At 66.5% G+C, this 13031-nt stretch carries 17 protein-coding genes and 1 tRNA gene; 7 read left to right on the forward strand and 11 right to left on the reverse strand.

Annotated elements, in window-relative coordinates:
* Positions 1-74: 74 nt before the first annotated feature.
* From QE395_RS17025 to QE395_RS17035, 3 genes are read right to left on the reverse strand one after another with little or no spacing between them, the layout of a single operon-like run.
* Positions 75-1007 carry an MBL fold metallo-hydrolase gene (locus tag QE395_RS17025; protein WP_306989998.1) on the reverse strand — a complete coding sequence of 311 codons (933 nt, stop codon included), beginning with the start codon at positions 1005-1007 and terminating at the stop codon, positions 75-77.
* A 37-nt stretch (positions 1008-1044) separates the two neighbouring features.
* On the reverse strand, positions 1045-1383 hold the full coding sequence (locus QE395_RS17030; RefSeq protein ID WP_306989999.1) for a hypothetical protein: 339 nt from the start codon (positions 1381-1383) through the stop codon (positions 1045-1047).
* Positions 1384-1427: 44 nt separating this feature from the next.
* Positions 1428-2717: a tryptophan--tRNA ligase gene (locus QE395_RS17035; protein ID WP_217537607.1), complete on the reverse strand. Its 1290-nt coding sequence runs from the start codon at positions 2715-2717 to the stop codon at positions 1428-1430.
* Between the two features lie 108 nt (positions 2718-2825).
* Between QE395_RS17035 and QE395_RS17040 the strand changes: the two genes are divergently transcribed.
* Positions 2826-3641, forward strand: a complete 816-nt coding sequence (locus tag QE395_RS17040) for a hypothetical protein (protein ID WP_306990000.1) — start codon at positions 2826-2828, stop codon at positions 3639-3641.
* 80 nt (positions 3642-3721) lie between these two features.
* On the opposite strand, the gene QE395_RS17045 is transcribed toward QE395_RS17040, so the two are convergent.
* The 3 genes from QE395_RS17045 to rocF all read right to left on the reverse strand — a co-directional run bounded on the left by QE395_RS17045 (position 3722) and on the right by rocF (position 5402).
* Complete coding sequence (locus tag QE395_RS17045; protein ID WP_095362579.1) at positions 3722-3943, reverse strand: CsbD family protein; 222 nt, start codon at positions 3941-3943, stop codon at positions 3722-3724.
* A 208-nt stretch (positions 3944-4151) separates the two neighbouring features.
* A complete protein-coding gene (locus tag QE395_RS17050; protein ID WP_095362578.1) occupies positions 4152-4289 on the reverse strand; it encodes an entericidin A/B family lipoprotein in 138 nt (45 codons plus the stop codon).
* A 189-nt stretch (positions 4290-4478) separates the two neighbouring features.
* Entirely contained in the window at positions 4479-5402 is a 924-nt protein-coding gene (rocF, locus tag QE395_RS17055; protein WP_095362577.1) for an arginase, read from the reverse strand.
* 310 nt (positions 5403-5712) lie between these two features.
* Here rocF and QE395_RS17060 point away from each other — a divergent pair, with 310 nt between their 5' ends.
* The 4 genes from QE395_RS17060 (at position 5713) to QE395_RS17075 (ending at position 8165) form a co-directional block, all read left to right on the forward strand.
* A complete protein-coding gene (locus QE395_RS17060) occupies positions 5713-6165 on the forward strand; it encodes a hypothetical protein (protein ID WP_068848579.1) in 453 nt (150 codons plus the stop codon).
* Positions 6166-6242: 77 nt separating this feature from the next.
* Positions 6243-6602 carry a hypothetical protein gene (locus tag QE395_RS17065; RefSeq protein ID WP_068848577.1) on the forward strand — a complete coding sequence of 120 codons (360 nt, stop codon included), beginning with the start codon at positions 6243-6245 and terminating at the stop codon, positions 6600-6602.
* A 76-nt stretch (positions 6603-6678) separates the two neighbouring features.
* Positions 6679-7629: a hypothetical protein gene (locus tag QE395_RS17070; protein WP_249833590.1), complete on the forward strand. Its 951-nt coding sequence runs from the start codon at positions 6679-6681 to the stop codon at positions 7627-7629.
* Positions 7626-8165 carry an ATP/GTP-binding protein gene (locus tag QE395_RS17075; RefSeq protein WP_068848575.1) on the forward strand — a complete coding sequence of 180 codons (540 nt, stop codon included), beginning with the start codon at positions 7626-7628 and terminating at the stop codon, positions 8163-8165. Before QE395_RS17070 ends, QE395_RS17075 begins: the two co-directional genes overlap by 4 nt.
* 150 nt (positions 8166-8315) lie before the next feature.
* On the opposite strand, the gene QE395_RS17080 is transcribed toward QE395_RS17075, so the two are convergent.
* The 5 genes from QE395_RS17080 to birA all read right to left on the reverse strand — a co-directional run bounded on the left by QE395_RS17080 (position 8316) and on the right by birA (position 11857).
* Positions 8316-9074: a DUF3800 domain-containing protein gene (locus QE395_RS17080; protein WP_095362576.1), complete on the reverse strand. Its 759-nt coding sequence runs from the start codon at positions 9072-9074 to the stop codon at positions 8316-8318.
* 137 nt (positions 9075-9211) lie between these two features.
* Positions 9212-9287: transfer RNA gene (locus tag QE395_RS17085), tRNA-Thr, on the reverse strand.
* A 39-nt stretch (positions 9288-9326) separates the two neighbouring features.
* Entirely contained in the window at positions 9327-10148 is an 822-nt protein-coding gene (locus QE395_RS17090; RefSeq protein ID WP_095362575.1) for an SPOR domain-containing protein, read from the reverse strand.
* A 9-nt stretch (positions 10149-10157) separates the two neighbouring features.
* Positions 10158-10895 carry a type III pantothenate kinase gene (locus QE395_RS17095; RefSeq protein WP_093535042.1) on the reverse strand — a complete coding sequence of 246 codons (738 nt, stop codon included), beginning with the start codon at positions 10893-10895 and terminating at the stop codon, positions 10158-10160.
* Positions 10892-11857, reverse strand: coding sequence for a bifunctional biotin--[acetyl-CoA-carboxylase] ligase/biotin operon repressor BirA (birA, locus tag QE395_RS17100; protein WP_306990001.1), 966 nt, complete (start codon positions 11855-11857; stop codon positions 10892-10894). Before birA ends, QE395_RS17095 begins: the two co-directional genes overlap by 4 nt.
* Before the next feature lie 135 nt (positions 11858-11992).
* On the opposite strand from birA, the gene QE395_RS17105 reads away from it, so the two are divergent.
* Positions 11993-12265, forward strand: a complete 273-nt coding sequence (locus tag QE395_RS17105) for a hypothetical protein (protein WP_068848566.1) — start codon at positions 11993-11995, stop codon at positions 12263-12265.
* Positions 12232-13029, forward strand: coding sequence for a M90 family metallopeptidase (locus QE395_RS17110; protein ID WP_306990002.1), 798 nt, complete (start codon positions 12232-12234; stop codon positions 13027-13029). Before QE395_RS17105 ends, QE395_RS17110 begins: the two co-directional genes overlap by 34 nt.
* Positions 13030-13031: the final 2 nt, after the last annotated feature.

Consider the following 13031-nt stretch of genomic DNA (forward strand, 5'->3'; position numbering starts at 1 on the left):
CAGGTACCAGAAAAAAACGGAATGCCAGAGTGTAACGTGACACTCCGGTTACCGGGCAGGCCCCGCGTGCGCGCTCAGCGGCGGTCGCGGTCCAGCCAGCAGGCCAGTCCCTGCGCGTTGAGCTCGATATCCATCGCCAGCACCTGCGCCACCGCCGCATCGTCGAGCGGGCAGCCATGCGCCTGCGCGCGTTCCTGGTACAGCACCGTCAGTGCCGCCACCAGGCATCGGTGGCGGTCGGGGCGTCCGTCGCACTGGCGGCCGATGTCCACCATTGCATCGATCTGCTCGACCAGGTCGGCGGCCAATGCGGGAATGTTCTCCACCCGCCCGTAATGGGTCAGGTATACCGCCTGCGGCTGCAGCGCGACCAGCCGCGCGATGGAGTGCTTGAGCGGTTCCGGGTCGAACTGCACCGGTGAGGAGGTGGGAATGATGAAGGCGCCGCGTGCACTGTCCAGCTCGCGGTAGGACAGGCCAAAGGTATCGCCGGTGAACGCGCTGCGGCTGCGCTCGTCCCACACGCACAGGTGGTGGCGCGCGTGCCCGGGCGTGTCCAGGCACAGCAGGCTGCGCCCGGCCAGGTCCACGCGGCGACCGTCTTCGGCTATGACTACGCGCGCGGCCGGTACCGGCAGGACGGGGCCGTAGCTGCGCGCGATTTCGGCCGCGCCATAGACTTCGGTCGCACCGGCAATGAGCCGGGCGGGGTCGATCATGTGCGGCGCGCCGCGCGGGTGCACCACCAGCGTGGCGTTGGGCAGCTGCTGCATCAGCAGGCCGGCCCCGCCGGCATGGTCCAGGTGTACGTGGGTGAGCACCAGCCAGTCCACCTGCTCTGGCGTGCAGCCGGCGCGCGTGAGCGCGGCCAGCATCGCCGGCACGGCCAGGCCGGTGCCGCAGTCGATGAAGGCGGCACGGCCGTTTTCGACGATCAGGTAGGCGGCGTCGAAGTCACTGCGCTGGAACGCGGTATCGATGGTGAAAATGCTGGGGTCGGAGGACATCTGCTCATCCCTGGCAACAGGCGGTGTCCACCTGATTCTAGGCGGTGTCGCCGGCCGACTTCGATGCGGCTTTGGTCGCACGCGCGGCCAGCCAGCCCCCGCGCAGCAGTACCGCGGCCACCATCACCGCCAGGAACGCGCCGTAGGCATACAGCACCGCCAGGACCTGTCGCCAGATCGGGCCGGCGTCGCTTTGCACTACGCCGATGTGGTGGCCCCACAACATGGCCAGGATGCTCAGCACGAAGGCGAGCAGCAGCGCGGCGCCGTCGAACAGGCGCCGCGCGGTGTCGCGCGGCTGGCGCGGGAACAGCCAGTACACGGTCCCCAACAACACGAACCAGGGCAGGAACAACAACAACGACAACCAGGCCATCGTGGTTTCCTTTGTCTACGTGTCCACCGACCAACGGTCGGTGGCTACCCGCGCAGTTCCTGCAATGCCGCCAACACCGTGTCCACTTCCGCTTCCAGCTTGAACAATTCGCTCTGCAGGCCATCGCCATGCTCGGTCTGCTTGAGCACGCCGATCAGCTGGCCGGCATCGCGCGGCGAATCGAAGCCTTCGCTCTGGATCAGCAGCGTGCCGTCGCCGGCCTGCAGCTTGAAGTAGAAACGGCCATCCTTTTCGCGGTACTGCTTGAACAGCGGCGGCGCAGCGCGCGCCACGCCACCGTCCTCGGCGGCGATGTCTCCGGCCGTGGACAGGTCGCGCAGGCCCACTGCATGGCGCAGCTCCTTCAGCAGCGGAATGGCGTACTGCTCGCGCAGCTGCTGGCCGCGACGGCGCAGCAGCGCTTCGATCTTCTCCGGCTCGGCCATCAGCGCGTCATAGCGCTCGCGCAGCGGGGTCAGTTCGGCATCGATGCGCTCGAACAGCTGCTGCTTGGCATCGCCCCAGCTGATGCCGTCGGCAAATGCCTGCGCGAACGCGGCGGTCTGTTCCGGGCTGGCGAAGGCCTGGTACATCTGGAACAGCGCCGAACCTTCGGTGCTCTTGGGCTCGCCCGGCGCACGCGAATCGGTAAGGATGGAAAACACCAGCTTCTTCAGCTCCGCGCGCGGGGCGAACAGCGGAATGGTGTTGTGGTAGCTCTTGCTCATCTTGCGGCCGTCCAGGCCGGCCAGGGTAGCCACCTGCTCGTCGATCACCACGTCGGGCAACGGGAAGTACTCCTTGCCGTACACGTGGTTGAAGCGCTGGGCGAAATCGCGCGCCATTTCGATGTGCTGGATCTGGTCGCGGCCCACCGGCACGCGGTTGGCCTTGAAGATCAGGATATCGGCGGCCATCAGCACCGGGTACATGAACAACCCGGCGCTGATGCCGGCGTCCTCATCCAGCTGTTCTTCGCGGTTCTTGTCCACCGCCGCCTTGTAGGCATGGGCGCGGTTGAGGATGCCCTTGCTGGCGATGACGGTCAGGAACCACATCAGTTCGGTGGTTTCGGGAATGTCGCTCTGCCGGTAGAACCAGACCTTGTCCGGGTCCAGCCCACAGGCCAGCCAGCTGGCGGCGATCTCCAGGGTCGAGCGCTGTGTCCTCTCCGGTTCCTGCGCCTTGATCAGGCTATGCAGGTCGGCCAGGAAGAAGAAGCTCTCGATGCCGGGCGCTGCGCTGGCCGTGATGGCCGGGCGGATGGCGCCGACATAGTTGCCCAGGTGGGGCGTGCCGGAGGGGGTGATGCCGGTAAGAACGCGGGTGGTCATGTGGGAATCATTACGGACAGTTGAACGCCCCCAGTTTACCTGCCCGCGCGCAACCCCGTTGCCCGGCCTGGCGCGTTCAACGGATTACCCAACCGCGAAGGCCCCGCCATGAAACGCCTGACCCTGCCCCTGCTTGCCGTGCTGGCCCTGTGTGGCTTCAAGCCGGCGGTCCCGCCCCGTGCCGATACCGGCCCGGTCACACTGAGCCTGATCGAGCGCGACCAGCGCCTGGAACTGCCCGCCTACCTGCACCGGGGCCAGTATTGGGTGGCCGGCCGCCAAGGCCAGCCCTATGCGGTGCGCCTGCGCAACAACAGCCCCGAGCGGGTGCTGGTGGTGCTGTCGGTGGATGGCCTCAACGTGATAACCGGCGAGGTGGCTGCCCCGGACCAGACCGGTTACGTGCTGGACCCGTGGCAGAGCGCGGACATTACCGGCTGGCGCAAATCGCGCCGGGACGTGGCGCAGTTCGTGTTTACCGACCCGGGCAACAGCTATGCCGACCGCACCGACCGGCCGGACAACATCGGGGTGATCGGCATTGCGGTGTTCAACGAAGCGCCGCGTTACGTGCCCCTGCCCCCGCGCGCACCCCCGGTGGCGCGCGCGCAGAACAAGGCACAGCCGCAGGCAGCAGCCGAAGCGGCCGACCGCGCGCTGTCGTCGGTGGAGACCACCGGTTCGAGGATCCGTGCGCCCTCCCCGGCACCCGCGCTGGGCACCGGCCATGGCGAGCGCGAAGCGTCGTACTCGGGCAGCACCACCTTCGAACGCGCCAGCCGGTGGCCGGCCCAGCGCCTGGACCTGCGTTACGACAGCGAGCGCAACCTGGTGGCGCGCGGCATCATTCCGGCGCGTTACCCGCGCGGCGAGCGTGCACCGCAGGCGTTTCCGGCGGGCTTCGCGCCTGATCCACCCAAGTAAGAAAAACGGGCCGCAGTGCGGCCCGTTCCGGTTTCATACCCTCGTTGCGACCCTATGGCCGCCCTGCCACCGCTGGGGTGTCAGTGAAAGTCCGGATAATCCTTGCGCATGGCGGCTTCGAAGTCCTTGACCTCGGTTTCAGCGCGGTCGCGCGCCCAGCCATAGCGTTCCTGCAGCCGGCCTGCCAGATATTCGGCGTTGCCTTCGGCCACCTTGAAGTCGTCATCGGTCAGGTCGCCCCACTTTGCCTGCGCCTTGCCCTTGAGCTGCGTCCACTTGCCGGAAATGATGTCTTTGTTCATGGGTTCGCGTCCTCGTCTTCAACGGCAACATCGCCGTGGAAACAGATTGCAATACCATCTGTTCGCCGACGGTCAAGCGTGGATGAAGTGCGTGCTCACGTCATTGAATGGAGGGCAGGCAGCAATCGCGCACATAAAAAAACGCCGGGAAACTCCCGGCGCTTCTTCGTCCAATGCGGGCCGCAAGTCGCCGGCCCGCAACGTTGGATCAGTTGCCCTTGGCGGCGTCTTCCACCGACTCGCCTGCCTTCTGCACATCCTTGCCGGCACCGGCAACGGTGTTGCAGCCGGAGAGCATGGCCAGCGAGACCATCGACAACAGCATCAGTGCAATTACACGCTTCATAGGGTTCTCCTGATTAATTCAACGTCACTACCGAAATACGGCCCCACCTGCCTCTTGCAGATCGCGGAGGTGTCGGCGCCGTTCCCGGCACTGCCCCCGCGTGAGATGCAATCTGGGGTCTGGCGCGTGCAATCGATGTGAACGCGGCGCGTGGCCGTTCAGCCACGCGCCGGGAAACCCCGCTACCGCTCAGTCGCGCATCAGCGTGGACTTGCCGAACAGGCTCTCCACCAGGTCCACGGCCAGCACTGCGGTGGCGTTGCGGTTGTCCAGCAACGGGTTGAGTTCGACGATGTCCAGCGAACCCATGCGCCCGGTGTCGGCGATCATTTCCATCACCAGCTGGGCTTCGCGGTAGTTCACCCCGCCCGGCACGGTGGTGCCCACGCCCGGGGCAATGCTGGGGTCGAGGAAGTCCACGTCGAAGCTCACGTGCAGATGGGTGTTGCCGTCGATGCCTTCCAGCGCCGCTTCCACCGCGCGCTTCATGCCGGCCTCGTCGATGTAGCGCATGTCGTACACATCGACCTTGTGCTGCTTGATCAGGCGCTTCTCTTCCTGGTCAACCGAACGGATGCCGATCTGGCGCACCTGCTGCGGGCAGATCGCCGGGGAATCACCGCCCAGCCGGGTCAGCGCGTCCGGACCCAGCCCGCACAGGCAGGCCACCGGCATGCCGTGCACGTTGCCCGACGGGGTGACCTCGCTGGTGTTGAAGTCCGAATGCGCATCCAGCCACAGCACGCGCAGGTCACGGCCCTGTTCGCGGCACCAGCGCGCCACGGCGGTGATCGAGCCGATGCCCAGGCAGTGGTCGCCACCCAGCATGATCGGCAGGCGGCCGTCCTGCAGTTCGGCATAGGTGGCGTCCATCAGCACGCGGTTCCATTCCACCACTTCATCCAGGTGGCGGTAGCCCTGCTCCGGCGGCGTCCACGGGTTGCGCGGGCCATCCAGGTTGCCGCAGTCGCGCACGTCCACGCCACGTGCGGCCAGGGCCTCGCCCAGGCCGGCGATGCGCAGCGCCTCCGGCCCCAGTCCGGCACCCCGGGCACCGGCTCCGATATCCGTGGGTACGCCGATCAGGGACACCGCAGGTTGACGATTACTCATGCTGACTCCACACACACGGAAAATCCCACCAGTCTAGTGATCCGGTGGCCAAACCACTCGCGGCGTCGCAGCAGCAGGCGCCAAAGCGCTGACCGCTGGCGGCGCGGACTGACCCGCCACGTCGCATCCGGACCCAGCGCGAAAGCCTTATGTGTCAATGCTTTGACACACACGAAAGGAACACTGCGGTTCATCTTACGTTGGCCGTGAAGGCAAAAATTACGTGCTACATTTCACACTTCTTCGCAGTACTGATTGACTAATCCGCGCAGGGTTGGTCTGTGTTTTGTCGTGTTTCAGGGGGCAGTACGTGCAGCGCAGCAGCATCCACCAGATCGTCCGCAATGCCAGTGGCGAGAGCCAGCCGGCCCGGCAGTTGTATGACACCGCCGCCATTGAACAGGCCTTCCAGCATGCGCGCGAACGCGAGCGCGGGCTGAGCCTGCTGATGCTGTCCACCGCCGACGGCCGCGCCGTGGCCGAAGATTCCACGCTGGGCGTGGATGGCCGCCGCCTGGCCGCCATGGCCAATTCGTTCCTGACCCTTGGCGAGACCGTCTCGCGCGAGCTGGCGCTGAGCGAAGCGGATTACGCCACCATCTGCACCAAGCTCGGCAACGTGGTGCTGATCCGCATCCAGGCCGACAAGCCGCTGACCCTCACCGCCGTGGCCGGCCACGAGGTCAACATGGCCGTGCTGCTGTTCCACGCGCGCGAATGCGCCTCCCGCCTCGATTCCGTGCTGCGCCCGCGCGCGGCCTGAGCACCCTTCGGTTTTGTTGTGCCCTTCCGGCAGGCATTCGCCTGCCTCTCCCACTGCCTGAAGTAAAAAGGATTTACGTGCCCAATCTCAATCTGGAAAAGCTCAATTCGCTCGCCGGTTTCGTCGGCGCCGCGCTGGTCGACGGTGACAGCGGCATGGCCCTGGCCATGGTCGGCGGCGGCAACATCAACCTGGAACTGGCGGCTGCCGGCAACACCGAAGTGGTGCGTGCCAAGCGCCGCGTGGCCGAGCAGCTGGGTCTGTCGGACACCCTCGAAGACCTGCTGATCACGCTGACCACGCAGTACCACCTGATCCGCCCGCTGGAAAGCAACCCGCTTCTGTTCCTGTACGTGGTGATGGACCGCAGCAAGGCCAACCTGGCCATGTCGCGCCATGAACTGAAGGCCTTCGAGAAGACCCTGGACTTCAGCTGATCGCAGGCACTGCCGCCGCGCCGCGCCCCTGACCGGGTACGGCGCGGTGGCCGCTTCGGTTGCGCGGTACACCCCCATGAATACCCCCACCCGTTCCTTCCGCATTGCCGCCATCGGGCTGGACGTGCTGCATCACACGCGCCTGAAACTGGCCAGTTCGATGCTGCTCGCCGAGCGCATGGAGGTGGTGCTGCAGCCGTGGTCCGGTGATGCCTGCGACCTGCTGGTCATCGGCCTGGATCACGCCGATGCCGCGCGCGCGCTCAGCGAGGCGCATGCGGCCAATGTGCCGACGCTGTCGATCGCACGCCGTTATGGAGATCCTGCCCCAGGCCGGCTGCCACATGGCGCCACCGTGCGCGACATCAACGAACAGCTGTCCAGCCTGCTGCAGGCCGCGCCCAGCGTGGACCGGCCCGCCGACGGTGTGCCACTGCTGCTGCAGCTGGCTTCGTCCAACGGTTCGGACCTGCACCTGCTGCAGCGGGGCGCGATCACCGTACTGGTGGACACCGCCACGCGCAGCATCGCGCTGCCGCCAACCACGACGCTGTCGGAGCTGGTGGCACAACTGGATGATGTGGCCTGGTCGGGCAGCGTCATCGATGCGCCGACGTTCGAGCACCAGTATGCGTACCGGCTGCCGCATCGCTACTCGTTCGAAGCGCTGTATTTCTGCATCGCCCGCCATCGCCCCCTGCTGCTGCCGGCACCTGCCGAGCATGCACCGATGAAGCTGCGCCATTGGCCGGACCTCAACCCGGATGATGTGCCCAGCACGTGGCTGCTGGCCATTGCCTGCCTTCATGCCCGCCCGTGGCAACCCACTGCATTGGCGGCGGCTTGCCAGATGCCGCGCAACACGGTGCAATCCCTCTTCTGTGCTGCTGTAGCCAGTGGCCTCGCCCTGACCCAGGAGCCTGCCGTGCCCCCAACTTCCCGCCGCCGTCAGCCCGGTGATTCGCGCTTCTTCTCGTGGGTGGCGCGCCGCTTCGGCCTGAATCTGTTCCAGGGGAGCACGTCATGAGCCTGCCCGCCAACAAGCTGGTGTTCGTGGGCAGCATGGGCGCCGGCAAGACCACCGCAGTGCGTGCGATCTCCGACGTGGAGCCGGTGAGCACCGAGATGCCGATGAGCGAAGACGCGATGGGCGACAAGGTGGAAACCACCGTCGCGCTCGATTACAGCTCCATTGAACTGGACGACGGCGAGTTGCTGCACGTGTACGGCGTACCGGGCCAGCGCTACCTGGACTTCATGTGGCCGATGGTGTGCGAAGGCGCACTGGGCGTGATCGTGCTGGTGAGCGCCGGGCATCCGGAGCCGGTTGCTTCTACGGTGGAGCTGCTGCAGGAGTTCTCGCGCATCGCACCGGAAGCGAGCCTGGCGGTGGGCGTGACGCGTACCGATGAGTACCCGGCGCTGTTGATTCCGGAATTCCGCAATGCGCTGTTCGACGCAGGCCACCGTCTGCCGGTGATGCGCGTAGACGCGCGTTCGGCCACGCAGGTGACGTTCCTGGTGAAATCGCTGCTGTCGTATCGGTACGCCGAGACGAACTGACCAATGCTCCTGCCTATCGAAATCGCTTAAGCCATTGATTTCTTTGCAGCACCAGTTTGCGAGAACTGTGTTACTTTGGGATCAGATCTGACCGGTGGCTCGTCCACCCAGTAGGATCTACCCGGGCACCGAAAGGTGCCCTTTTTCTTTCTACAGCCGGACAATCCCTTCAGGGTCCTGTGTACTGGCCGCTCTACATAGCATCGGCGACAGGCGATCGAAGTAGTGGCTGCCACCTTTTCTTCGCATGTACCCATTTGGTACGAGCCGTTGGTAAAGCAGAAATGCACAGAGGTCCGCAGACTGGATCAGCAACGAGTGCCGGGAATCCCGATAGACCGGATCTTCCAGGATGCGCCTCAGCTGTAATGACCGGTACCCCCCGAGCTGACTTGGCACTGGGTTGTGGTGGCGCATCCTGCGGAGCAACTGCGTGAGCTTCTTCTGTGGCTCGCCATCGGCAAAGATCATGCCGCGCTCTTCCTGGCCGGCGGTCCCGCGAAAGTTCCGGAAGGCGATTGTGTTTTCGAATCGCTGGATCAAGGCCTGCCAAGCCTTTTCGAAGGGGTCGTAACCAGCGCTTTTTCCCTGCTTATCTACAACCACGTTGATCAGGTTCGCATCCGGCAATCGCGCCAACTCATCCGCAAAGTGACGGAGTATGGCCAAGCGGTCATGCTTGGCAATGCGAGACAGCTCCTCTGATCCGCGCACAAACTGGGCGGCATGGACTTCTTCCCTCAGCTTAAGTTCGAAGTGATCCCTGATACGAAGCCGGAAAGCGACCAGCGCGTCCAGCGACAGACGCCAATCCCGCTCGTGAACCACCAACCCGGAAAGAACGAAATATCGGCTGGGTGAGTTCACCATGCCTGCATCACCGCTCTCGTCCACATACATGAAGTACATGCTGCTCCCTTGGCTCGCCCTTGGCGAACTGAAAGATGAGCAGAAGAGTCTCGGTGACGGCGCCGCAACACGCCAATTGAACGTTGGCGGACAGATGACCCGTTTCCACAGGGAGCATCTATGGCGCTGGAGGAAAATGGTGCCGACACCCGGATTCGAACTGGGGACCTACCGCTTACAAGGCGGTTGCTCTACCAACTGAGCTATGCCGGCAAAGGCACGGCGACGGCATTGCCGGCGCGGAGGGCGATTCTAGCGCAAGCCCGCGCATTCCAGCGAGCGTTGCTGGGCCGCGCCACTGCGCTGGCGGGCTGCGCCCGGGCTGGCCTTGTCGGCCAGGGCCGCATCCACCCACCACTGCGCGCTGCCTTCACTGCCGCCGACCAGGCGGGCGCTGAAGCCGGCCGCGCTCAGGGCGGCCAGGCGGCGCTCGGCGCCTTCGCGGTTGCGGTACTGGCCCAGGGCGATGGCGTTGGCGTCTTCGCCCTGGGCCATGATGTAGTAATCGCTGATGCCCGCGGCGGCAATGCGTTTGACCGTGGCCTGGGCCTCTTCGCGGCTGGCGGCCGCCGGCATCATCACCCGGTAGGTGCTGCTGGCGCCGGGTTTGGGGACTTCACGCAGGCGCGAACGCTGAACGAGTTCGCCGGCCTTGCCCTGGGCGGCCATGGCGGTGTCGCGATCGGCGAAGGGGCCGAGGCTGATGCATTGGAGGGGGCCGGGGGGTGTGGGGGCCGGCGGCGTTTCCGTGGGCCGGCCAACGGCCGGCGCCACCGAAGCCGTCGTCGGCGCGGGGTTGGGTGCGGCCGGTTCCGGAGTGGCTGGCGCGGTGGGCTTGGGCGGTGCCGGGGTAGTGTCTGTCAGTGCCGTGGTGGTGGCAGCGGGCTGCGCGCTTGCGGCGCCCGGTGCGGGTGCGGCCGCTGCCGGTGCACTGGGGCTGTCGAGCAGCTGCAGCTGGGCTACGCCGGTAGGCGTGGCGGGCGGCGCCGCCGCGGGTTCGCCGCGCAGCATCCACCACAGCGCAACGCCTACGTTGAGGATGGCCAGTACGACGATCAGGGCACGGGTAAGCATGCCGCGATCCTACCGCGACGCCGGTGGCTGGTGCACCGCCCAGCGCGCGAGACCATCGAGCACCAGCGCCGGCTGGAACTGTGCATCGGCCAGCAACGGCATCAGCGCCGGTGCGCCACCGCCGTGCACCAGCAACGCCGGCACCCTGCCCAACACAGCGGCGGCCTGCACGCGGCTGCGTTCGATCAGCGCGACGGCTGCGCCGTCGCAGCCCGACGCGAGGGCGTCGGCGGTGTCGTTGGCGAACTCGCTGTAGTCGCCACCCTGCGCCGGCAGCTGCACCGCGCGTGCATGCAAGGCTTCGCGCATGGTGGTCGGCGAGGCAGCGATGCGGCCGCCGTGATGCTGGCCATCGGCATCAAGCAGGTCGATGGTGAGCGCGGTGCCGACACCGGCCACGACCACGGCTTCGTGCCGTTCGGCGGCGGCGATCAGCGCCAGATAACGGTCCACCCCGAACTTCGACGGATCGGCATAGGCGATGCGCACGCCGGCGCAGCTGGCTTCGGTGGTTGCCACGCGAACGTGGGTAAAACGAGCGCGCAGCACCTCGAGCATGCTGGTGGTGAGAGCCGCGGCGGCCACGCTGGCCACGTAGGCGGTGTCGCCGCTGGGCAGCTGCGCCAGCGCATCGGCCGGCATCGCTTCGGCGCCATGCGGCCAGGCCTGCACATCGCCCGCGCGGATGCCCTGCAGCGGTGCGAACTTGAACCGCGAATTCCCCAGGTCGAACAACCAATCGCTCATTGCGCCCTCACGCTGACTTCCCCGGCATGGAACACCCGCTCGCTGCCGTCGATACGCACCCGCAGCGCGCCATCGTCGGCCAACCCCAGCGCCTGCCCTTCATGCATCACGCCACCATCGTCCACCCGCACCGTGCGTCCGGCCAGGCTGTCCAGCGCGGCATAGCGTGGCAGGAACGGGGCCAGGCCGTCGCGCTCGAAGGCTTCCAGTGCCGGCAGCAGCGCCGCCAGCAGCCAGGCCACCACCGCGTTGCGTTCGATGTCGTTGCCCAGCAGCGTGGCCAAGTCGGTCCACGGCTGGGTGATCCCGGCAGCGAACGCGGCCGGCATGCGCACGTTGATGCCCAGCCCGATCACCGCGCGCGCGGGGCCGGCGAACTCGCCGCCGCCTTCGACCAACAGGCCGCCGAGCTTCTGCCCGTCCACCACGATGTCGTTGGGCCACTTCAGGCCTACGTTGGCAACGCCATGCGCGTGCAGCGCTTCGGCCACGGCCACGCCCGTGACCAGGCTCAGCCCGCCCAGCCGCGACAGCCCGCCCGCGAAGCCGCGCAGCACCGACAGGTACACGTGCGCGGCCAGCGGCGAGGCCCAGGCCCGGCCGCGACGGCCACGGCCGCCGGTCTGGCGTTCGGCCAGCAGCACCCGCGCGCCGCGCTCCGGCGCGCTGCACCGCAACAATTCAGTATTGGTCGAACCGACGGTCCAGGCCACCTCAAGGGTGTCCAGCAGGGGCCTCAGCGCAGGAGGGAGCTGGGCCGTAATGGCCTCGGCATCGAGCAGATCCAGGTGCTGCTGCAGCTGGTAACCATCGCCGGCGCGGCCATCGATTTCGATGCCTGCCGCTCTAAGCCCTTGAATTCGCTTCCAAATTGCGGCACGGGTCTGGCCCAGCTCGCGGGCCAGCGCGTCGCCGGACAGTCGCCCGGCGCCCAGTTTGGCCAGCAGTTGGCGGTCGTCCACGGCAGCTTCCATCGGTTGATCGGCAAAAGTATGCGGGAAAGCGCCGGACAGCGCCCGCCCGGGGGGCTTCCAATTGAGACAGTGAATCGGGCTAGAATCGAAGATTGACCCCCTTCGCCCTTCCGGATGTTGACGATGCGCCCGTTCGCCCATTGCCTGCTCCTGCTGTTGGCCCCGATGGCCGCGCACGCTTCCGATGCGCTTACCAGCTCGGGCCGGGGTGGCTGCGTGTATTCGGCAGCTGAAGAGCGTGCGGCCCCGGCGACCACGCCGACCAGCACCGCGCCGACCACGGTCAAGCCGAGCGCAACCGCACCGGGCAGCACCGGCGGTGGCGGCGACGACGATGTGTTGCCGCGCCTGCGTGCGCCGAAATGGCACAGCTTCCTGCCGGGCATGTTCCGCTGATCCAGTCGTTGTTGCGCTGGCTGCGCTCGTCACCGCGCCCGATTCCTGATTCCGCCTGGCAACGCACCTGCCAGCGCACCGCGTGGCTGCGCGGCTTGCCGCCCGAACGTGTGCAGCGCCTGCGTGTGCTGTCCGCCGCATTCCTGCACGACAAGACCATTACCCCCATTGGCGGGCTGCGGCTGGGCGACGATGACGCGGTGCTGATTGCCGCGCTGTGCTGCCTGCCGCTGCTGGAACTGGGCGAGGTGGGATTGCGTGGCTGGTCGCAGGTGCTGGTGTACCCCGAAGGCTTCATCGTGCCGCAGAGCGAGATGGACGAAGACGGGGTGCTGCACGAATGGGAAGAGGAAGCGATCGGCCAGGTGTCGCACAACGGCCCGCTGCTGCTGTCCTGGCAAGACGTGCAGGCCGAACTGGAGCATCCGCACGAAGGGGCGTGCGTGGTGGTGCATGAGATGGCACACCGCATCGATGTGCTCGATGGCGTGCTCGATGGCACCCCGCCGCTGCCGCGTGCGTGGCAACAGCAGTGGGCCGCCGATTTCCAGCAGGCATTCGATGCGCTGTGCGCGCAGGTCGATGCCGGCGTGGAGACGGTGATTGATCCGTATGCAGCCGAAGCGCCGGATGAGTTCTTTGCGGTGGCGACCGAGTATCACTTCTCGGCGCCGGATGTGCTGGAAGCGGAGATGCCGGTTGTGGCCGGGCATTTGAGGCGGTTTTATGGGGCGCCGCCTGCGGTTGGGCTCCGTACCGACTAACA

The organism is Stenotrophomonas sp. SORGH_AS_0282, from assembly GCF_030818125.1.
Taxonomy (GTDB): Bacteria; Pseudomonadota; Gammaproteobacteria; order Xanthomonadales; family Xanthomonadaceae; genus Stenotrophomonas; species Stenotrophomonas rhizophila_A.

Coding starts and splice junctions, on each gene's coding strand:
- QE395_RS17025 (WP_306989998.1), bottom strand. CDS start 1,007: ATGTCCTCCGACCCCAGCATTTTCACCATCGATACCGCGTTCCAGCGC.
- QE395_RS17030 (WP_306989999.1), bottom strand. CDS start 1,383: ATGGCCTGGTTGTCGTTGTTGTTGTTCCTGCCCTGGTTCGTGTTGTTG.
- QE395_RS17035 (WP_217537607.1), bottom strand. CDS start 2,717: ATGACCACCCGCGTTCTTACCGGCATCACCCCCTCCGGCACGCCCCAC.
- QE395_RS17040 (WP_306990000.1), top strand. CDS start 2,826: ATGAAACGCCTGACCCTGCCCCTGCTTGCCGTGCTGGCCCTGTGTGGC.
- QE395_RS17045 (WP_095362579.1), bottom strand. CDS start 3,943: ATGAACAAAGACATCATTTCCGGCAAGTGGACGCAGCTCAAGGGCAAG.
- QE395_RS17050 (WP_095362578.1), bottom strand. CDS start 4,289: ATGAAGCGTGTAATTGCACTGATGCTGTTGTCGATGGTCTCGCTGGCC.
- rocF (WP_095362577.1), bottom strand. CDS start 5,402: ATGAGTAATCGTCAACCTGCGGTGTCCCTGATCGGCGTACCCACGGAT.
- QE395_RS17070 (WP_249833590.1), top strand. CDS start 6,679: ATGAATACCCCCACCCGTTCCTTCCGCATTGCCGCCATCGGGCTGGAC.
- QE395_RS17075 (WP_068848575.1), top strand. CDS start 7,626: ATGAGCCTGCCCGCCAACAAGCTGGTGTTCGTGGGCAGCATGGGCGCC.
- QE395_RS17080 (WP_095362576.1), bottom strand. CDS start 9,074: ATGTACTTCATGTATGTGGACGAGAGCGGTGATGCAGGCATGGTGAAC.
- QE395_RS17090 (WP_095362575.1), bottom strand. CDS start 10,148: ATGCTTACCCGTGCCCTGATCGTCGTACTGGCCATCCTCAACGTAGGC.
- QE395_RS17095 (WP_093535042.1), bottom strand. CDS start 10,895: ATGAGCGATTGGTTGTTCGACCTGGGGAATTCGCGGTTCAAGTTCGCA.
- QE395_RS17105 (WP_068848566.1), top strand. CDS start 11,993: ATGCGCCCGTTCGCCCATTGCCTGCTCCTGCTGTTGGCCCCGATGGCC.
- QE395_RS17110 (WP_306990002.1), top strand. CDS start 12,232: ATGGCACAGCTTCCTGCCGGGCATGTTCCGCTGATCCAGTCGTTGTTG.